At 46.6% G+C, this 19,088-nt stretch carries 18 protein-coding genes; 12 read left to right on the plus strand and 6 right to left on the minus strand.

The window, feature by feature from the left end; genetic code table 11:
* Nucleotides 1-64: 64 nt before the first annotated feature.
* From HMPREF2700_RS01965 to fghA, 3 genes are read left to right on the plus strand one after another with little or no spacing between them, the layout of a single operon-like run.
* Complete coding sequence (locus HMPREF2700_RS01965; protein WP_070589599.1) at nt 65-385, plus strand: CRISPR-associated endonuclease Cas3''; 321 nt, start codon at nt 65-67, stop codon at nt 383-385.
* Nucleotides 386-445: 60 nt separating this feature from the next.
* Nucleotides 446-1,555, plus strand: a complete 1,110-nt coding sequence (locus HMPREF2700_RS01970) for an S-(hydroxymethyl)glutathione dehydrogenase/class III alcohol dehydrogenase (protein ID WP_210389847.1) — start codon at nt 446-448, stop codon at nt 1,553-1,555.
* Nucleotides 1,556-1,563: 8 nt separating this feature from the next.
* Complete coding sequence (fghA, locus tag HMPREF2700_RS01975; RefSeq protein ID WP_070589603.1) at nt 1,564-2,391, plus strand: S-formylglutathione hydrolase; 828 nt, start codon at nt 1,564-1,566, stop codon at nt 2,389-2,391.
* 187 nt (nt 2,392-2,578) lie between these two features.
* Here fghA and rtcR read toward each other — a convergent pair whose 3' ends face one another.
* Both rtcR and HMPREF2700_RS01985 read right to left on the minus strand, forming a co-directional pair.
* The gene (gene rtcR / locus HMPREF2700_RS01980) at nt 2,579-4,207 is read right to left on the minus strand and encodes an RNA repair transcriptional activator RtcR (protein ID WP_070589605.1); all 1,629 of its coding nucleotides are present in this window, start codon (nt 4,205-4,207) and stop codon (nt 2,579-2,581) included.
* A gap of 22 nt (nt 4,208-4,229) precedes the next feature.
* Complete coding sequence (locus HMPREF2700_RS01985; RefSeq protein ID WP_070589608.1) at nt 4,230-4,985, minus strand: tRNA(His) guanylyltransferase Thg1 family protein; 756 nt, start codon at nt 4,983-4,985, stop codon at nt 4,230-4,232.
* A 1,030-nt stretch (nt 4,986-6,015) separates the two neighbouring features.
* Here HMPREF2700_RS01985 and HMPREF2700_RS01990 point away from each other — a divergent pair.
* The 3 genes from HMPREF2700_RS01990 to HMPREF2700_RS02000 all read left to right on the plus strand — a co-directional run bounded on the left by HMPREF2700_RS01990 (nt 6,016) and on the right by HMPREF2700_RS02000 (nt 9,811).
* The gene (locus HMPREF2700_RS01990) at nt 6,016-7,590 is read left to right on the plus strand and encodes a vWA domain-containing protein (protein ID WP_070589610.1); all 1,575 of its coding nucleotides are present in this window, start codon (nt 6,016-6,018) and stop codon (nt 7,588-7,590) included.
* 88 nt (nt 7,591-7,678) lie between these two features.
* Nucleotides 7,679-9,157, plus strand: a complete 1,479-nt coding sequence (locus tag HMPREF2700_RS01995; RefSeq protein WP_070589612.1) for an RNA ligase — start codon at nt 7,679-7,681, stop codon at nt 9,155-9,157.
* Nucleotides 9,158-9,250: 93 nt separating this feature from the next.
* On the plus strand, nt 9,251-9,811 hold the full coding sequence (locus tag HMPREF2700_RS02000) for a hypothetical protein (RefSeq protein WP_070589615.1): 561 nt from the start codon (nt 9,251-9,253) through the stop codon (nt 9,809-9,811).
* A gap of 87 nt (nt 9,812-9,898) precedes the next feature.
* Here the strand turns inward: HMPREF2700_RS02000 and HMPREF2700_RS02005 are convergent, their stop codons facing one another.
* A complete protein-coding gene (locus HMPREF2700_RS02005; protein ID WP_070589617.1) occupies nt 9,899-10,342 on the minus strand; it encodes an RpiB/LacA/LacB family sugar-phosphate isomerase in 444 nt (147 codons plus the stop codon).
* Nucleotides 10,343-10,428: 86 nt separating this feature from the next.
* Between HMPREF2700_RS02005 and HMPREF2700_RS02010 the strand changes: the two genes are divergently transcribed.
* From HMPREF2700_RS02010 to cysI, 4 genes are all read left to right on the plus strand, one after another.
* Nucleotides 10,429-11,082, plus strand: a complete 654-nt coding sequence (locus HMPREF2700_RS02010) for a metallophosphoesterase (RefSeq protein ID WP_070589619.1) — start codon at nt 10,429-10,431, stop codon at nt 11,080-11,082.
* Between the two features lie 136 nt (nt 11,083-11,218).
* Nucleotides 11,219-11,683 carry a dihydroneopterin triphosphate diphosphatase gene (gene nudB, locus HMPREF2700_RS02015; protein WP_070589621.1) on the plus strand — a complete coding sequence of 155 codons (465 nt, stop codon included), beginning with the start codon at nt 11,219-11,221 and terminating at the stop codon, nt 11,681-11,683.
* An 84-nt stretch (nt 11,684-11,767) separates the two neighbouring features.
* The gene (locus HMPREF2700_RS02020) at nt 11,768-12,301 is read left to right on the plus strand and encodes an inorganic diphosphatase (RefSeq protein ID WP_003678634.1); all 534 of its coding nucleotides are present in this window, start codon (nt 11,768-11,770) and stop codon (nt 12,299-12,301) included.
* 169 nt (nt 12,302-12,470) lie between these two features.
* Nucleotides 12,471-14,228 (plus strand): assimilatory sulfite reductase (NADPH) hemoprotein subunit, encoded by a 1,758-nt coding sequence (gene cysI, locus HMPREF2700_RS02025; protein ID WP_070589623.1) that lies wholly within the window; start codon nt 12,471-12,473, stop codon nt 14,226-14,228.
* Nucleotides 14,229-14,355: 127 nt separating this feature from the next.
* Here cysI and HMPREF2700_RS02030 read toward each other — a convergent pair whose 3' ends face one another.
* The 3 genes from HMPREF2700_RS02030 to HMPREF2700_RS02040 all read right to left on the minus strand — a co-directional run bounded on the left by HMPREF2700_RS02030 (nt 14,356) and on the right by HMPREF2700_RS02040 (nt 15,956).
* Nucleotides 14,356-14,928 carry a hypothetical protein gene (locus HMPREF2700_RS02030; RefSeq protein WP_070589625.1) on the minus strand — a complete coding sequence of 191 codons (573 nt, stop codon included), beginning with the start codon at nt 14,926-14,928 and terminating at the stop codon, nt 14,356-14,358.
* A gap of 90 nt (nt 14,929-15,018) precedes the next feature.
* Nucleotides 15,019-15,525, minus strand: a complete 507-nt coding sequence (locus tag HMPREF2700_RS02035) for a hypothetical protein (protein ID WP_003685697.1) — start codon at nt 15,523-15,525, stop codon at nt 15,019-15,021.
* 224 nt (nt 15,526-15,749) lie between these two features.
* Nucleotides 15,750-15,956, minus strand: coding sequence for a hypothetical protein (locus HMPREF2700_RS02040; protein ID WP_070589627.1), 207 nt, complete (start codon nt 15,954-15,956; stop codon nt 15,750-15,752).
* Between the two features lie 231 nt (nt 15,957-16,187).
* Here HMPREF2700_RS02040 and HMPREF2700_RS02045 point away from each other — a divergent pair, with 231 nt between their 5' ends.
* On the plus strand, nt 16,188-17,087 hold the full coding sequence (locus tag HMPREF2700_RS02045; protein ID WP_070589629.1) for a helix-turn-helix transcriptional regulator: 900 nt from the start codon (nt 16,188-16,190) through the stop codon (nt 17,085-17,087).
* A gap of 276 nt (nt 17,088-17,363) precedes the next feature.
* Nucleotides 17,364-19,043, plus strand: a complete 1,680-nt coding sequence (locus HMPREF2700_RS02055; protein ID WP_070589633.1) for a dynamin family protein — start codon at nt 17,364-17,366, stop codon at nt 19,041-19,043.
* Nucleotides 19,044-19,088 lie beyond the last annotated feature (45 nt).

Raw genomic sequence — 19,088 nt, forward strand, 5'->3', positions numbered from 1 at the left:
ATATTAAATTTAATATCATATTATCATTGCATGATATCAGTTTGAATTTTTTTAGAATTTCAATATGAAACCCCTAATTTACTATGCTCATTTTGCCCAAGATGAACTCGGCAATCTTTTGCCTTACGAACATTGGCAAACCTTGCAAAGTCATTCGGTAAATGTTGGGGAAATGGCGGCGGAGTTTGCGCGAGTATTTGGGGCACAGGAAATTGCCTGCCAGATGGGAAAGTTGCATGACTTAGGGAAATATTCGGAAGCCTTTAATTATCGATTGCATGGCGATCCTTCAGGTGATCATGCTACCGTCGGAGCCCAAATTGCAAAAATGCTTGCTTTAGAGTGGAGGTCAAAGTATAACCTATTGTTATCTCACTTAGGCTAGATAACTTTATTAATGAATTAAAAGGCAAAAATAATGGAAATTAAACAAACCAATTCAACCATCAAATCTCGTGCGGCGGTGGCATTCGCCCCAAATCAACCCTTACAAATTGTGGAAATCGACGTAGAAATGCCACGCAAAGGCGAAGTGTTAATCCGCAATACCCACACGGGCGTGTGCCACACTGATGCATTTACGTTATCAGGAAGCGATCCGGAGGGCGTGTTTCCTGTCGTACTTGGGCATGAAGGTGCGGGTGTGGTTGTTGCTGTAGGCGAAGGTGTGTCAAGCGTAAAACCAGGTGATCACGTTATTCCTCTTTATACCGCTGAATGTGGCGAATGTGAGTTTTGCCGTTCAGGTAAAACCAACTTATGCGTCTCAGTGCGTGATACACAAGGTAAAGGTTTAATGCCGGACGGCACGACGCGTTTTTCTTATCAAGGTCAGCCGATCTATCACTATATGGGCTGTTCGACCTTCAGCGAATACTCAGTTGTTGCCGAAGTTTCACTGGCGAAAATCAACCCAGAAGCGAATCATGAACAAGTATGCTTACTCGGCTGTGGCGTTACTACAGGTATTGGTGCTGTGCATAACACAGCAAAAGTGCAAGAAGGCGACTCTGTGGCAGTGTTTGGCTTGGGAGCGATTGGTTTGGCGGTGGTGCAAGGTGCACGTCAAGCCAAAGCGGGTCGTATTATTGCTATTGATACCAATCCTGCAAAATTCGAGTTGGCAAAACAGTTTGGTGCAACGGATTGTTTAAATCCGAACGATTACGATAAACCGATCAAAGATGTGTTGTTAGACATCAATAAATGGGGCATTGACCATACCTTTGAATGTATCGGTAATGTAAACGTAATGCGCCAGGCATTAGAAAGTGCGCACCGTGGTTGGGGACAATCCATTATCATCGGCGTAGCAGGTGCAGGACAAGAAATTTCAACTCGTCCGTTCCAGTTGGTAACAGGTCGTGTTTGGAAAGGTACGGCATTTGGTGGTGTGAAAGGCCGCTCTGAACTTCCGAAAATGGTGGAAGATTCAATGAAAGGCGACATTCAGTTAGAACCATTTGTGACCCACACAATGACACTCGATCAAATCAATGAAGCCTTTGAGTTAATGCATGAAGGTAAATCGATCCGCGCTGTTATTCATTACTAAGGTACGCGATGAAACTGATTGAACAATATCAAATTTTTGGTGGTTCGCAACAAGTTTGGGCACACCATGCCCAAACGCTTCAATGCGAAATGAAATTTGCCGTCTATTTGCCGGATAATCAGAAGAATCGACCGCTTGGTGTGATTTATTGGCTTTCCGGTTTGACTTGTACTGAACAAAATTTCATTACCAAATCAGGCTTTCAGCGTTACGCGGCAGAACATCAAGTGATTGTGGTTGCCCCCGATACCAGCCCTCGCGGAGAACAAGTGCCGAACGATGCTGCTTACGATTTAGGGCAGGGTGCGGGCTTTTATCTTAATGCGACCGAGCAGCCTTGGGCGACGAATTATCAAATGTATGATTATATTTTGAATGAGTTGCCTGGTCTGATTGAGGAAAATTTCCCTACCAACGGTAAACGTTCCATTATGGGACATTCTATGGGCGGACACGGCGCATTGGTATTGGCACTGCGAAACCAAGAACGTTATCAAAGTGTTTCTGCTTTTTCGCCCATTTTGTCGCCAAGTCTCGTGCCTTGGGGAGAAAAAGCCTTTTCTGCCTATTTAGGAAAAGATCGCGAAAAATGGCAGCAATATGATGCCAACTCGCTCATTCAACAAGGCTATAAAGTGCAAGGTATGCGCATCGATCAGGGCTTGGAAGATGAGTTTTTGCCAACACAATTGCGTACCGAAGATTTTATCGAAACCTGTCGTGCGGCAAATCAATCGGTCGATGTGCGCTTCCACAAAGGCTACGATCATAGCTATTACTTCATCGCCAGTTTTATTGGTGAGCATATTGCCTATCATGCGGCATTTTTGAAGTAAGTCGAAGAAATGATTGGTGAATCGACCAAACGTTGGAGTGAACGTTAATTTTTTATGTTAACGAAAATAAAAGGCATCAATCTGATGCCTTTTATTATTATTTATAAAAATAAAAGTATTATTAAAATGAGCTTCTTTCTAGAATCAGCATGAGGAGGCCTTTGCAAAACCTGCTTGCTCACTCTGCTTAAATATCTCCCCATTCCAATCCGAATCGCTGTAAATATTTCCTCAATCGGTCGCTGTCATTGACTTTTGCCCTTTCTATTCGGGAGACGTTGAACAATGCACGGCCGGCAGCAGCCATGTTGGGATGTTTACGGCATTCGTCGATAACGTGTTCCAGTTGTAGTTTGTCGAACAAATCCAATGTGTCCCAATCGACTTTATCGGGGTAGTCTTGTGTTTTTTCAGACGGCCTTTTATGTAGGAGGCCGTCTGAAAAGGGTTCTTCCGACCATAACCATTTGAGGCGTTCGATTTCGACTTGGACTTGTTCTACCTGTATCCTGCCTTGCGGCGCGAGTGTGGCCAGGCGCATGATGCTGGCGGCGAGATCGCGGAAGTTGCCGCGCCATGGCGCTTGGTTGGAGTGGGCGAAGTCGAGGTAGGCGGCCAGGGCTTCTTTGTTGAAGCGGGTGGTTCGGCCGAGTTCTTGCGAGGCTAGGGCAAGCTGGTGTTCGACGTTAGGCTCGATGTCTTCGCGGCGGTTGGCGAGTGCGGGCAGTGGGTAATTCCAGATGTTGATGCGGGCGAACAGGTCTTCGCGGAAGCGTCCGGCGCGGATTTCGTGGCGTAGGTCGCGGTTGGTACCGGCGATAAGTTGGAAGTCGCTTTTGACTTCGCTGTCGCTGCCGACGGGATAAAAGTGTTTTTCTTCAATGGCTTTGAGCAACATGGCTTGCTCATCCAAACCCAATTCGCCGATTTCATCTAAAAACAAGACGCCGCCGTCGGCAGTTTTTAGATAACCTTCACGTTTTTCTGCGGCGCCGGTAAAGGCGCCTTTTTTGTGGCCGAACAGGGCAGATGCTGCGCCGTCGCCGCGAAGGGTGGCGCAGTTTACATCGACAAATGTGCCTTTAATCAGATGGCGCGCTTTTTTCAATTCAAAAATCCTGCGTGCCAGCATGGATTTGCCTGCGCCTGTGGGGCCGGAAAGCAGAATGGGGGAAGGGGAGTTGAGTGCGACCTGTTCGATTTCGGCAATCATGCGGTTGAAGGCGACGTTTTGGGTGGAGATGCCGCTTTTCAGGTACCGCACTGCGTCATCGCGTACGGCGGCAAGGCGTTCTGCCAGTACGTCGTAACGAGCCAAGTCTAAATCGATGATTTCATAATTGCCGACATTGCCGTCCTCCATACTGCGTCTTTGATTTTTCGGTGGCGCAGTCTGGAGCAATACACCCGGAATTTGACGCGATTCCACCAATAAGAACAGGCAGATTTGGGCAACGTGTGTACCTGTGGTGATGTGGGTGAGATAGGTTTCTTCTTCTGTATCAAATGTATAGCTCGCCGCCCAGTCGTGCAGTTTGGTATAAACCTCGGAGAAGTCCCACGGGTTTGCCAGCTCCATAGGTACGAGATTGACGACTGTGTGCGGCGATACTTGCTGAATATCGGCTTTTACATGATCTGCCAGTTCGCGGTATTTCTCCGCATAAAACAGCTCTATGCGGTCAAGATGAAAATCCTGACGCTGATTCATGGCAACATTCGGCCGCCATTTCAACCAACGCTCTTGATTGAAACCTTTATCCAGCACTGTACCGAGAAAGCTGATGGCGACTTGTTTTTTAGGGGCAGTATTCATTTTTAGATGACCTCTAAACAATTTAAACAATTCTTCCCAGGACAAATGCGCCGTAATCATCGCCCAACGGCAGCTCGAAATCTGTATGCAGGATTTGGCGTTTTACTTGTACGGTTTCGTCAGTTTTCGGATTAAAACCTTCTTTTAAGGCCGTCTGAAAATACACACCGAAGCCATGTTTCTGCCACGCAGGCAGTTCGTTGAAATTGATATTGTTTTCAAATAACAAATCGTGCTTTTGCACGCGTTTCAGGCCGCTGACGGCATCTGTAGCGCGGGACACGCTTTCTCCTTTCTTGCGCAGCATCCAATAGCAGTGGGCGTTGAGCGCGTTGCGGTATGAGTCTTCGTGCCGCCAACGGAAATAATCAACCACCAGTTTTTCGTTCGGCAAAACGCAAACTCTGGCATCAAAAGCGGAGGGCTGCCCGTGTGCCACAGAAAAGGCGGCGCTGGCCTCACCAGCCAATACCGAAATGATTTTGCGCGTTTTGCGTTTGAACGTATCGTCATCTCGACGCAGCAATAGTGAAATTTCATCGCTTTCCGAATAGCCGTACGCCACATTGAAGCCACATTTCATTAAATGACGGACGGTGTGTGCCATCAGATCGCGGAAACGAATGTCGAACGGGGCTTCAAACTGCCAAATTTCCTTGGTTAGTCGTGTAAAACCGCGCCCGTCTAAGCGTACAACAATAAAATTTTCTTGTGGCACGCAAAAATCATAAGCGGTTTCGTATTGTCGCAAGCGTTTGTCCAAATCATCGAATCTCATTATATATCCTTGTGTATTTTATTTTCTATAAAGCTATCTATAAATATATTTTTTAGTATTCTACGCTTCTTGCTGATAAAAGCTACTTAAAAATATATTTTCTTTATATTCAATTAATTAAAAATTATTTTTATAAAAAATTTATTCTTGGCACGCTGTTGGCTATGTTGTGAATGTAACGATACAGCAGATGCTTCGGGAAATACAGTTACCGGAGAAAAATTTTCCGTAAATTTAGTTGCTGTGGAGTTACAGGGCGAATGCCAACAAGACTACATTTGGATTAACAGGTTCGAATCCTGTCTCGTCTGATAGACGTTGAACGTCTTGTTTATTTAGTCGCCCACCCTTTTCCAATATGGCAGGCAAATGCCTAGGGAAACTACAACATGGATATCCTTATGTCGCAGGTTCGAGTCCTGTCTCTGTTATCCAAAATAGCAGAGTAGCTCAGTTGGTAGAGCCAAGGCATGTTTCCCTGAAAAACTTGTTGCGTGCCATATTACTTTATACGGCAGTAGGCTGATGCTTGAAGAGAGTAAATTAACCTTTCACGTTAAAACCGTTTTTCTTCATGTTTATCCGCTACGCTGCCCCATTCGAGGCCGTCTGAAATATTCGGACGAGCTGATATAAAAACCGTTTTCGGTACAGACGGCAAATGCCGGAGGAATTACAGCCTGCTAAGCGCGAGGTCGCGGGTTCGAATCCCGTCTCTGCCGCCAACTATGGCAGAGTAGCTCAGTGGATAGAGCGCGTAAAAATTTCTCCACTCTTTGTTGCCCAATGTGCCGCCCCTTATGGGCGAATGCCATTAGGATTACATTCCTTTCTTGCTACAAACCCGAATGATCCTAGTAAATCTAGTCGCCCTACGGCAGTAGGCGGATGCCCGGAAGAGAATACATTAGCTTTCAGTTAAAAACGCTTCTCTTCATCTTTAGCCGCCACGCTGCCACCCATTCAAGGCCGTCTGAAAAACAAAGCTAAAACAAGTTCAGACGGCCTCAAACCAACAATATGAAAGAAAATGAAAATGGCTAATACTACCTTGTTTCAATCGATTAAAAACCGTTTTACTAAAACCGATACCTATAACGAAGCCGGCGGCATCGCCTACACGCTGACGCCCAAACAACAGCTGGCACAGCTTGCGGCTACAGGTTGTCTGAACAATACCTACTATGCCGATGCCCAAAGTCAGCTTGACCAAGTGTTGAAATTGGCAGAAAGCCTGGATGCCGAGTTTATCGCCAAAACTGCCGTATATGCCCGTCAAAAAGGTTTTATGAAAGATATGCCTGCGCTGTTGCTTGCCGTGTTGGCGCAAAAAGACGTGAACATGCTCGCCCGCGTATTCGACCAAGTAGTGGATAACGGTAAAATGTTGCGTAACTTCGCACAAATTATCCGCAGCGGCGTAATCGGCAGAAAATCTTTCGGCAACCGTCCGAAAAAACTGATGCAGACCTGGCTTTTGACCGCCACCGAAAAACAACTGTTGAACGCCGCCGTCGGCAATTCGCCATCGCTGGCAGACGTGGTCAAAATGGTGCATCCCAAACCGCGTGAAGCATGGCGTGCCGCATGGTTTGCATGGCTGATCGGCAAACCGTACGACCGCGAAGCATTGCCGCCCATCACCCGCGCTTTTGAAGACTACAAACAAAGCCGCCAAGGCGCATTGCCCAACGTTCCTTTCCAAATGCTCACTGCTTTAGACTTGAACAGCGGCGACTGGGCGCAAATCGCCCGCAACGGCTCATGGCAGCAGGTTCGTCAAAACCTGAACACTTTCCTGCGCCACGAAGTGTTTGCGAAAAGCAAAAACATCAAAATGGTGGCAGAAAAACTGCGTGACGAAACCGCCATTGCCCGCGCCCGCGTGCTGCCTTATCAGTTGCTGACTGCGTATCAGGCTACATCTGAACAAATGCCGTTTGAAATCCGCGAAGCCCTGCAAGATGCGATGGAGACCGCCGTACAAAACGTACCGGCAATCCAAGGCAAAGTCGTGGTTTGCCCGGATGTCTCCGGCTCTATGCACAGCCCGGCTACCGGCTATCGCGGCAGTGCGTCCACCAAAACCCGCTGCATCGACATTGCCGCGCTCGTGTCCGCCGCCATGTTGCGTACCAATCCGCAAGCCCGCGTGATACCGTTTGAACAAATCACGGTAAACGTGAAGCTTAACCCGCGCGACAGCATCATGACCAACGCCGAAAAACTCGCCAATGTCGGCGGCGGTGGAACGGCTTGCAGCGCACCGCTCGCTATGTTGAACCGTGAAAAAGCTGACGTAGATTTGGTCGTCATTGTGTCAGACAACGAAAGTTGGGCAGATGACAGCCAACGATGGGGTGGCAAAACCAGTCTGATGAAAGAATGGGACATCCTGAAAAAACGCTGTCCAGAAGCCAAACTCGTTTGCCTGGATATCCAGCCTTACACTACGGCTCAAGCACGAAACCGTCAGGATATCTTGAACATCGGCGGCTTCTCCGACCAAGTATTCTCTCTGATTGGTTCCTTTGCCGAACGAGGTATGGGTACAGATTTCTGGGTAGAAGAGATTGAGAAAACACCGTTGGCAACTGTGAACTGAAGCTAAGGCCGTCTGAAAAAAGGGTAGAAATATTTTTCAGACGGCCTATTGATTCAGGACAAGTTGAGAAAAAGAATAAGGAAACAAAATGCAAAAATTTATCTTAATCCGCGGTCATCAAGGTTCGGGAAAATCGACTTTTGCCGAACAAAAAGCCGCCGAATTTAAAGCGCAGTATCCGGATGCAGAAGTTGTCCGTATTGAAAACGATTTGTTCATTACCGATGAATACGGTGAATATCGCTGGTCGGGTGAAGCGGTGGATAAGGCGCAAAAACGCGGTAATGCTTTGATGACTGAAACTTTGAGACTTGGACGCCAAAATCCGAATCGAAATATTCTGATCATTCATTCCAATACCAATCAAAAAGCTTCGCGTTGCCGTCATTTATTGGATCAGGCGGAGAAAAGCGGTTTTGAAACAGAAGTTTATCGACTACACAATTTCTATCCCAACCTGCACGGCGTGAAAGAGCATGACGTGTTGGCGGCTTATATCAAGTTGAACCAAAACCGCGTGGTAAACGAAATCCACGTCGATGCCGTGCAGCCCGCCAGCGCGGAGCAGTTAGAAAAAATCGAACAGATGCAGGCTATCGAGCATAAGCCGCTGGTGTTTGATGAGGCGCAGCAAACCTTTGTGACCGATCACTATCTGCAACACGGCAGCCGTAACTTTACCGCCAAAGCATCCAAGCGTTATCCCGAATTGCGCGTGTTGAAATACGCCCGCAGCGTGTTCTATAACAACCGCTTTGATGATGCTTTGCTGGAAATGCGCGGTTTGATTATCGACGCGCATAATCGAATCATCGTGCGCCCGTTTAAAAAAGTGTTCAATTTTTCGGAACGTATTGCCAAAGGCAGCCGTTATCCGATCCGAATCGGCGATGAGAGATTGGTGGACGCGGTGGTGAAAGTAAATGGCTTCCTCGGCTGCTGTACTTTCGTCTCACTTTCAGACGACCATCTGTCTAAAGGCGCGGCGTTTGACGGCAAAGTGCTGTATTCGACTACCGGCTCGCTTGATAGCGCGTTTGCCGACATGACCGCCGCACACTGCGCGCAATACGAAACCTTGTTCCGCGCATATCCGAACCATACTTTTTTATTTGAAATCACGGACGCGAAAGACGTACACATCATCCGCGAAGAATTGGGCGAAACCTTAATCGGCTGCATTGATGTGGCGACTGGCCGTCAGTTTACCGAAGCCGAATTGGACGAAATCGGCAAACAATACGGCGTCCACCGTCCTGAAACGCTGAAAAACATCACATTCGGCGAACTGAAAGGCCGTCTGAAAAACGTGGAACACGAAGGCTTTATGGTGTTTGATGCTCAAACCGGCGAAATGCTATTCAAACTCAAATCCCCGTATTACCTGATTTCCAAGTTTTTAGGACGAAGCAACGAGGGCAATATCGGCCGCAAACTGGACAAACGCCATGTTGATGAAGAATTTTATCCTTTAATCGACTATATCCACGAGCATCAGGAAACATTCAATGCTATGTCGGAATTGGATAAGATTGCGTTTATTCAAGCGTTTTTGAAGCAGTTGTAAGGCCGTCTGAAAAAATGCTATATGCTTGTGTTAGTATAGCGCTGGCGGATGGAGTGTTTCATCTGCCATACTTTTAGTGAATAAGGAAAAACAATGAAAAAAACAAGTATCGTTAGGAAACTGATGCTCGCCATCGCTATGCTTCCGTTAGCTGTTCAAACTGCGCAGGCTGAGGAGTTTGGGTCTTTCGGCGCTCCGCCTAAAGGCTTCAAAGTTGGCTATCAAACCGCGCAAAATGGTGTGACATTGATAGAACTTGTGCCGCAGAAACAGACTGTGGAAGACTGGACGCAAATGGTCACGCTGCAATCCATGGCAGGTATGAAACCGGGTGTTGAGCAGTTTTTCGGCAATCTTTCAGCCTCATGGCAGAATGCCTGTCCGCAAAGTAGTGTCACCCCAATAACGGCAGGTGAAGAAAACGGCTATCCATTCGCTTTGGTGATGTTGTTTTGCGCCAATAATCCGCAAACCAGTAAACCTGAATTTACTTGGATAAAAGCCGTACAGGGTAATGAAGCTTTGTACGTGAAGCAATATGCTTTCCGTTACGAGCCGACGAAGGCCGAGTTGACCAATGCCGTCATGCATTTGCGCAATTTACGCGTCTGCGACAACAGCGCAGGACATCCTTGCAATAAAAAAGGAAAATAAGCATTTAAATATTTTCAGACGGCCTTACCGATTTTACTAAAGCGAAACGTAACAAGGCCGTCTGAAAATATATGGAGCAACGCGTATTTATTTTTCGCGCTCGTACGCTTCGATTTCGCCGACTTTAGGTGCATAGCTGCTGCTTGTGTCGTGGCGCAAATCCAACCAAATATCGACCAATGCCCAAGCAGCCGGGGCGGCAATCACGTTTTGCCCCATACATAAAACCTGAGCATCATAGTTTTCTACCGAGCCGCGGAGCGTGAGTAAATCGTGCGCTGTCGCCGCCCGTATGCCGCGCACTTTATTGGCGGCAATTGCCGTGCCCACGCCTGTACCGCAAATCAACAGCGCACGGTCGGCGCGTCCTGCCGCGACTTCTTCGGCTGCGGCAAACGAGAGTTGCGGATAGGTTCCTTCAGGCGAGGATAAATCGACCAAGCTGCTGACGCGCGGGTCGTTTTGCAGATGCGCTTTGAGCGCGTCTTTCAATATTGCGCCGTTGGCCGGCGCGGCAATAACCAAACGCATAAAAACTCCTTGAAGCATATAATAAACATTATTCAGCATACGCCCGCGCGTGATACGATTCAAGCTTGCAACGCAGAAAGCATGGCATGAGCAAAATCTACTTCACATCAGACCTACATTTCTCACATAAAAACATCGCCAAATTCTGCCCGCAATTTCGACCGTTCGATAACGTGGAGCAGATGGATGAATTTTTAATCAGGACATGGAATGAAACCGTTACGCCTGAAGATACGGTGTACAACTTGGGCGATTTTTCCTTTGCCCAAGACCATAAGCAGATAGAGCGCGTTTTGTCGCGTTTGAACGGGCAACATCACTTGATTTACGGCAATCATGATCATGTGATTCGGCAGCATGCCGATTTTTTCCGCAGCCAGACCAAGCATGACGGCCATCCGCTGCTGTCGTCCATACGGCCATATTTGAAACTCAAATTGCCGGAAATTAAGAATACGCTGGTTCTCTTTCACTATCCGATTCAGGAATGGGACGGCTGCTATCAGGGCTGGTATCACTTGTACGGCCATTTGCATGACAGGGTGGCGGAAATCAAAGGGCGTGCTTTAAATGTCGGATTTGATTTGCACGGCCGGTTTTTGACGGCGCAAGACGTCGATAAGTTTTTGTGTGATTTGCCTAAAATTTCGTATTTTGGCGAAGTAGGCTTGAAAGCCAATTCGCCGGAAGAAGCGGCAGAGCTGGTGTCTCGGAAACTGGCGCAGTTAAATCAGGTATAATTTCAGACGGCCTTTGCGGATTTCCGGCAAAGGCCGTCTGAATATCAATTTCCCATTTTGAGTGATACATGGAAAACCTTTTGGCTTACTTACTACAAAAAATCAGCCTCCCCAATCAATCCGGCAAGGATAAGTCATGAGCGGTAAGCCTTTGAAGTATCCTGTTTCCGCTTTGGTCGTTTTGCATGATAAAGACGGCAATATCCTGCTGATTGAACGCACGATGCCGCAAGGTTTTTGGCAGTCGGTTACCGGCAGCTTGGAAGAGGGCGAGCGTATCGAAGAAACCGCATGGCGCGAAGTGTGGGAAGAAACCGGTATCCGCCTTGCAGAAGGACAGCTGGAAAACTGGCACGACAGCACCGTTTATGAAATTTATCATCACTGGCGCCATCGCTATCCCAAAGGTGTGTTTGAAAACCGCGAACACATCTTCTCCGCCGAAATTCCGCGCGATACGCCCATCATGCTGCAACCGGATGAACACGTTGCCTACGGTTGGTTTGGTGCGGAAGAAGCGGCGGAAAAAGTGTTTTCCCCTTCCAATAAACGCGCAATTTTAGAATTGGTCAAAAGGCTGAATGCCAAAAAGGCCGTCTGAATACGACAGTTTCACATTTTCAGACGGCCTTGGGTTTGCTATACTTTCGCCGTTTGACTCTCTTTAAAATCAAAGGAAACCATCATGGCAGACTTCAACAAAATCCTGACCCCGGGCGACGTGGACGGCGGCATCATCAACGTTGTCAACGAAATCCCTGCGGGCAGCAACCACAAAATCGAGTGGAACCGCAAACTGGCCGCGTTCCAACTCGACCGCGTTGAACCGGCAATTTTCGCCAAACCGACCAACTACGGCTTCATTCCGCAAACTTTGGACGAAGACGGCGACGAATTGGACGTATTGCTGGTTACCGAGCAGCCTTTGGCAACCGGTATTTTCCTGGAAGCACGCGTTATCGGCGTGATGAAATTTGTTGACGACGGCGAAGTGGACGACAAAATCGTCTGCGTTCCAGCCGACGACCGCAACAACGGCAACGCCTACAAAACTTTGGCCGATTTGCCGCAACAACTGATCAAACAAATCGAGTTCCACTTCAACCACTACAAAGACCTGAAAAAAGCAGGTACCACTAAAGTTGAATCTTGGGGCGATGTAGAAGAAGCGAAACAAGTCATCAAAGAATCTATCGAACGTTGGAACAAACAAGCCTAATCGGTTTGTCCCGTCCAATATCAAGGCCGTCTGAAAGCAAAGTTCAGACGGCCTTTTTATGTTTTAAACCAATATAACAAAATCGTCTTTAAAACAAACAAACCATTCTTTCTCATTTTCAGACGGCCTCATTAAAGTAACGCCTATATCAAAAATAAGGAGTGCTTCAATGACTGCTACCACAACCGACCCACGCGCCAAGCTGCCTGAGACGCCTTTGTCCGGCAACGAGGCCTTGAAAGAGCGCAGCGATTATCTGCACGGCACGATTAAGGAAGAGTTGAAAGACGACTTTACCGGCGGCTTTACCGCCGACAACTTTCAGCTTATCCGCTTCCACGGCATGTATGAACAGGACAACCGCGATATCCGTGCTGAGCGTACCGAACAAAAACTTGAACCCTTAAAAAACATGATGTTGCGTTGCCGTTTACCCGGCGGCATCATTACGCCAAAGCAGTGGTTGGGTATCGACAAATTTGCCGGTGAAAATACGATTTACGGCTCCATCCGCCTGACCAACCGTCAAACCTTCCAATACCATGGCATTCTGAAAACCGATTTAAAACAGGCACATCAGGCATTGCACAAACTAGGTCTCGATTCCATTGCCACAGCCAGCGATGTCAACCGTAATGTGTTGTGCACCAGCAATCCGGTGCAAAGCACGTTGCACCAAGAAGCCTATGAATGGGCGGCGCGCATCAGTATGCACCTTCTGCCGCGCACAATGGCATACGCCGATGTCTGGCTGGACGGCGAAAAAGTGTTCACGACCGAGCCGACCGAGCCGCGCAATAAAGAAATTGCCGATGAGGTCGAGCCGATTTTGGGTAAAACCTATTTGCCGCGCAAATTCAAAACTGCCGTCGTGATTCCGCCCGATAACGATGTGGACATTCATTCCAACGATTTGGGTTTTGTGGCGATTGCAGAAAACGGCAAGTTGGTGGGCTTCAATGTATTGGTCGGCGGCGGTTTATCCAGTGAACACGGTAATACCAAAACCTATCCAAACACTTCTTACGAATTTGGTTTCGTACCGCTCGAATACACCCTCAATGCCGCCGAAGCCGTCGTCAGCACCCAGCGCGACTGGGGCAACCGCAGCGACCGCAAAGCAGCGCGTACACGCTATACGCTGCAACGCGTCGGCGTGGATGTGTTCAAAGAAGAAGTTGAAAGGCGCATGGGCATTAAGTTTGAACCCATCCGCCCTTACGAATTCACTCATCGCGGCGACCACATCGGTTGGGTACAAGGGCATGAAGGTAACTGGCACCTGACCCTATTTATCGAAAACGGCCGCCTGCTTGATTATCCCGGCAGACCTTTAAAAACTGGCGTGCGTGAAATTGCCAAAATCCATCCCGGCAACTTCCGTCTGACTGCTAATCAAAATCTGGTGGTTGCCAATGTACCGCCAGAATTGAAAGACACGATTGATAAAATCGCTAAAGAACATGGCCTTATCAGCAAATCGATTACCATCCAGCGTGAGAACTCGATGGCCTGCGTTGCATTGCCGACCTGCCCGCTGGCGATGGCGGAGGCCGAACGCTTCCTGCCGACATTCTCCGATAAAATCGACGAAATGTTCGCCAAATATGGCTTGGAGGACGAATACATCGTTTTGCGCGTAACCGGTTGTCCCAACGGTTGCGGTCGCTCCATGCTGGCGGAAATCGGCTTGGTCGGTAAAGCGGTCGGCCGCTACAACCTTTACGCAGGCGGCAACCGCGAAGGCACGCGCATTCCGCGCCTGTTTAAAGAAAATATTACCGAACCTGAAATCCTTGAGATTGTCGAAGGCTGGGTGGCAGATTGGTCTCGAAACCGTTTGGATGATGAAGGTTTTGGCGATTTTGCCATCCGTACCGGCATCGTCAAGCCCGTGTTAGACGCACCGCGAGACTTTTGGGCATAACGCATACAGACAGACCCACAAGTCTGCAATAAGAAAATAGAGAAAACCGAAGGCCGTCTGAAAATCTGATTTTCAGACGGCCTTTTATATTGGGAGCGTTTATATCAAAGATGGAATATAAACCGAATCAGCGACGGCGGCCAAAGCCCCGACCCATGCTTGGGCGGCGGTAGTTGGAAGGCTGACGCGCGGTTTCGCGGTAACGCTGTTGCTGTTGAGCGTTTTGTTGTTGCGCACGCAGGGTGCGTGTATTCAGCTGTTGGCTGGTGCGTCCGTTTGGACGTGCGGTTTGATAATAGTTGGCACGGGCTTGACGGGCAATCGGGCTGTTTTGGTTGCTTGCCTGTGTGAATTTGTTGGCCAATGCGTTGCCGATAAATGCACCGGCTGCAGTACCCACCAAACTTTGAAGCAGCCAGCTGCCGGTGGATTGGTCGTAGATGTATTGTTGGCCGTCTGTACCGGTTACCGGTTGGCCGTTGTTGCCGTTGGCTTGTGCTTCGGCGGGAATGGTGTCTTTCACGGCTTCAGGCGTGAGCTGGTAAACCGTATTGTCTTCTTGTTGGCCGTTTTGTTGTGCCAACTGTTGTTGCAATGCTTCGATTTGTTTTTGTTGTTGCTCAAGCTGCGCTTGGGTATTGTCTTTGCAGGCAGCGAGGGCAAAAGTGGAAAGGGCGGCTAAGGCAATCAGTTTTTTCATTGTTTTTCCTGAGAGAGGTTTGTCTTTGCCGAGATTTCGGCGGAGTGTGTTTGCCTAATATTAAACCATTTCCCTGTTTTTCAAGTGGTTTTACAAAATAATATTGGAAAGTTGCGCTGCAAATGCACGGCTGTTGGCAGCCAGATTGCCCAGTGCAGGCATTTCGTGTTCGGTTTCGATAATCAGCAGGTTGGCAGGGCGGCGGGTGTGCAGGGACATTTGCATTTCAGCGGGAGAGAAGGGCATATGATGGCGTTTGGCGAAAGCTTCGGCGCGTTTGTTGGCGGTTTTGAGCATAGGCAGCAGGGTAATATCCAAATGGAAACGGCGTACGCCCAAAACCAAAATACGCGCTGCGAAGAAATCCGCTTCATCAGTAAAAACGTTGGGGCTGCTTTGATTGAAGTCGTGGCGTTCTGCGGCAATCAAAGTCGCGATGGTGCGCACTTGCGGAATCAGGGCTTCGCTGATGAGGCTGTCAGGCGAATCTGGCAAAGTGTGCATGTTGAGCATGCTGTGGTGGCTGTTGCTGTCAACGACCATGCGGCAGGTGTGTAACATTTGGGTTTGGCTGTGGATTTTAGTTGAAGCGGTCATGGCTGTATTCCTTAAAATGGGTGGATTTAAGCGGCCATGGTGGGTATAAAAAAAGCCGCTCAAATGAGGCGGCTCTAATTTGCGTATTTTCAACTTGGTCTGTTTCAGACAAGCGCAAAAAAGTACCGCACGTTTGTGTGGTACCAATAGAAGAAAGTAGCAGAGCGTTGCGCGGTTTGCATGATGAAAATACGTCTTTAATGTATAAAAGAATGAAACGTAGTTTAAAACAAGAATGCCAGTAATTTCAATATCCAATCGACAAAACCCACCAATAAATCTACAAGTTGTTGTAATTCTTCCAATTTATTTTCTTTCGAGTGAGTCAAATTTGCACAATTATAATGCAAAACCGGGTAAATTGATAACAATCCGAGCTGGCTCTTTAAAAAAGCCGTCTGAAATTCAGCTTTCAGACGGCCTTGGGCCATCGCATTTGCTCAACGAAACAGCAAATTAAAAAAAGGATATAACTGCATCATTAAAACAGAAAGTGTAAATTTAATGTAAATTAAATAATTACTATATCGAATAATAAGGTAGAATTGCCAAAGTTTATTAATGAATTATAAAAATACGCAAAGTAAAAAAGAGCGACAGTACCTGTCGTGACTGCAACATAAAATTCCGCCATTACATACGAAAACGAAAATTTATCTACTATGAGCCAGCGTACTAAAGTACAGGAAGCACTAGGCATCCGTTTGGCAGATATTCTGACACGTCTAAATCAAGGGGAAACGATTGATATTCAAAGTTTGCCCGAACGCTATGGCATTTCATTGCGTACAGCCCAACGTGATCTCAATCGTCTTGCCCCTTTATTGCAAACTACAGGTACACGTTATTACCGTCTGGATCAAAACCAGTATGGCCGTCTGAATAAAGACGAAATCCGCCGTATTTGTCATTTTGCAGGCTTACAAGACCTTTTCCCTGAAGCAGACCGCCGCTTTTTTCAAGAAAGTCTGCGTCAAAGCATTATCATCAAAGGCCATCAATACGAAAATATTCGTCATCGCCAATCAGATTTTGATTTGGTAACACATTCTATAGAAGCAAAGCAAACCATTAGCTTTAATTACACCAAAGCCGATGGCAGCAAAAGCCATCGTACTTTAGATCCTTACCGGCTCATTAATAAAAGCGGTATTTGGTATCTTATCGGACTCGAAAATGGTCGAGAAAAGACCTATTGTTTTACTCAAACATCCCAGTTGCAAACAACCTCAAAGACATATGTTCCAGATGTAGGATTTGTAGAGAAAATTCAAAATACCGACAGCATCTCATATGGTAATCAAGTCAGTGAAATCATTATTCAAATCAGCCCACAGGCTGCGCATTACTTTTTGCGGCGCAAGCTGTTACCCAATCAGGAGGTTATTCGCCGCCTCGATAACGGCGGTCTGTTGATTGCCTGCAAAAATGTTAACGAAATTGAAGTTATCCCCATCGTCCAATATTGGATACCGCATTCAAGAATTGTCAGTCCGCAAGAGTTGCAGGAAAAGATAATTGGCAAATTAAAAAACTATATCAATAACCATACGGAGGGCTAATAACATGTGGCAAATCATACTTGGATTCATCATGTTGCCTGTTGCGTTTATGCAAAGAGGCGGAATTAGGGCAATTATAGGGCTAATCTATATGTCTAGTACATCTTGGCTTGATTGGAACGTAACGTACAGGGGGAACTTGGAACTTATTTCTTGTTTTATTTTTGGTCTAATGGGTTTTTGTCTGCTAATGAGTTCATTCAGTAAGGACTAATCGGCACAAATAGCAGAAAGTAGTCATTTCCATTTAATTTTTATTCAGGAGAAATTTATTTTATGAACAGCAAAAAGCAATTTTTAGATTATATCGGTGAAGTTAAGAACATCATTTCCACTTTGGAAATTTCAGATAACAAATTATCGGAAATTCAAAGGAATATTACGGATGCAGAGCTGATTGTGCCGGTGGTTGGCGGATTTAGCGCGGGAAAAAGTACATTGCTCAATTCTTTTTTAGGCAATGAAATTTTGCCGACTGCCGTGACTCCGGAAACTGCATTAGCAACAGAATTGCGTTATAGCGATAGCAACTATATTGAAGCAGTAACGGCTTCGGGTGCGGTTGAGCGTCATCAATTGGCTGATTTTGCACGTTTAAAAGACAATGCACAAAACTTCAAAAATCTGCGTGTTTATTTAAATAATGAAAATTTAAAAGCCATTCAACCTTTGGTATTGGTTGATATGCCAGGATTTGATGCGCCGATTGAAAACCATAACCAAGCTATTTTGAATTACCTGGAGCGTGGCGTTTTCTTTGTATTCCTAACCAGCATCGAAGACGGAAACATTACATTGAGCATGAAGCGTGAAATTGACAATCTCCAACAAATTGGAAAAGGCTTTGCATTCTGTATCAGCAAAACCAATTTGCGCGCACCTGATGATGTTAAAGCAGTACAACAAAAAATTGCCGAGCAACTGGAAGACGATTTTGACTATACGGGACAAATTGCCCTTTTAGATATGGATGGTGGCAATAACCTTAAAAATATTTTGACTGCAGTCAATCCTGATGAATTGTTCAAACTTTTGTTTATTGATGAATTGCGTGAAAACTATACAGGATTAATACAAAGCATCAATGTCAAAATTTCTACATTTAAATCAGATAGAAAAGAAATCGAAGAAACTTTATCTGCCCTGCAAAACAGCCTGCAAGGTATTGAAGCCAAAAAACAATCTGCAATCAATGATGTCGACCAGCGTTATTCACGAGATAGCGTATCTGTCATCAATCAGGCTGTCACATCTGCAATTTTGCAGCAAAAAATGCGACTGGTTGATTTGGTAATCAATAACCAAGGTGCATTTGAGCGCGAGCTGAACGACATTACAAAAAATGCACTGCTTTCCGCCGTTCAGACCCGCTTCCGAGCCATTAGCCAAGATTTGATAGAAGAAATGGGCAATGGTATCAATGCACAATTAGCTACTTTGCCGGATGGCGGTTTGGCTGGCATTGCAATGGATGTATTGGCCAATAGCGGGGCAGACGCTTTCGGAAAAGTAGCTAATACAGCATTAAAATCAATATCTAAAGCAATTATGGGTAAAGTGACTTCGGCAACATTAAAAGCATTGCTTGGCAGTGTATTTGGTATTGTGAGTGCCGTATTGCTCTTCCTGCCTGAAATTATTTCTTTATTTACAAAAGGAGAGAGGGAGCGCAGACAGCGTGAACAAGTAGAACAGGCAATTATCAATAATGTCATTCCACAAATTCAACAGCAGCTTAATAGCGTACTGCCTGATTTAATGAATCAGAATATTACAGCCCTGATTAATCAAGTCAGCGAACAGTTTGAGGAGCAGCTGCAACAAAAACGTAATGAGATTGAAGCAGCAGAGGCAGAAAAAGCAGCAAAAGCCGTCGAGTTGGAAAGCACGATTAATGAGTTGGAAAGCGGCAAGCAACAGCTGACTACAGCGGCAAACCGTTATTTGTTTGCCTAATCATTTTCAGACGGCCTCAATGGTATCGAAGGCCGTCTGAAAAAA

This window comes from Neisseria sp. HMSC068C04, assembly GCF_001810105.1.
GTDB lineage: Bacteria > Pseudomonadota > Gammaproteobacteria > Burkholderiales > Neisseriaceae > Neisseria > Neisseria flavescens_B.

Coding starts and splice junctions, on each gene's coding strand:
- HMPREF2700_RS01965 (WP_070589599.1), top strand. CDS start 65: ATGAAACCCCTAATTTACTATGCTCATTTTGCCCAAGATGAACTCGGC.
- fghA (WP_070589603.1), top strand. CDS start 1,564: ATGAAACTGATTGAACAATATCAAATTTTTGGTGGTTCGCAACAAGTT.
- rtcR (WP_070589605.1), bottom strand. CDS start 4,207: ATGAATACTGCCCCTAAAAAACAAGTCGCCATCAGCTTTCTCGGTACA.
- HMPREF2700_RS01985 (WP_070589608.1), bottom strand. CDS start 4,985: ATGAGATTCGATGATTTGGACAAACGCTTGCGACAATACGAAACCGCT.
- HMPREF2700_RS01990 (WP_070589610.1), top strand. CDS start 6,016: ATGAAAATGGCTAATACTACCTTGTTTCAATCGATTAAAAACCGTTTT.
- HMPREF2700_RS01995 (WP_070589612.1), top strand. CDS start 7,679: ATGCAAAAATTTATCTTAATCCGCGGTCATCAAGGTTCGGGAAAATCG.
- HMPREF2700_RS02000 (WP_070589615.1), top strand. CDS start 9,251: ATGAAAAAAACAAGTATCGTTAGGAAACTGATGCTCGCCATCGCTATG.
- HMPREF2700_RS02005 (WP_070589617.1), bottom strand. CDS start 10,342: ATGCGTTTGGTTATTGCCGCGCCGGCCAACGGCGCAATATTGAAAGAC.
- HMPREF2700_RS02010 (WP_070589619.1), top strand. CDS start 10,429: ATGAGCAAAATCTACTTCACATCAGACCTACATTTCTCACATAAAAAC.
- nudB (WP_070589621.1), top strand. CDS start 11,219: ATGAGCGGTAAGCCTTTGAAGTATCCTGTTTCCGCTTTGGTCGTTTTG.
- HMPREF2700_RS02020 (WP_003678634.1), top strand. CDS start 11,768: ATGGCAGACTTCAACAAAATCCTGACCCCGGGCGACGTGGACGGCGGC.
- cysI (WP_070589623.1), top strand. CDS start 12,471: ATGACTGCTACCACAACCGACCCACGCGCCAAGCTGCCTGAGACGCCT.
- HMPREF2700_RS02030 (WP_070589625.1), bottom strand. CDS start 14,928: ATGAAAAAACTGATTGCCTTAGCCGCCCTTTCCACTTTTGCCCTCGCT.
- HMPREF2700_RS02035 (WP_003685697.1), bottom strand. CDS start 15,525: ATGACCGCTTCAACTAAAATCCACAGCCAAACCCAAATGTTACACACC.
- HMPREF2700_RS02040 (WP_070589627.1), bottom strand. CDS start 15,956: ATGGCCCAAGGCCGTCTGAAAGCTGAATTTCAGACGGCTTTTTTAAAG.
- HMPREF2700_RS02045 (WP_070589629.1), top strand. CDS start 16,188: ATGAGCCAGCGTACTAAAGTACAGGAAGCACTAGGCATCCGTTTGGCA.
- HMPREF2700_RS02055 (WP_070589633.1), top strand. CDS start 17,364: ATGAACAGCAAAAAGCAATTTTTAGATTATATCGGTGAAGTTAAGAAC.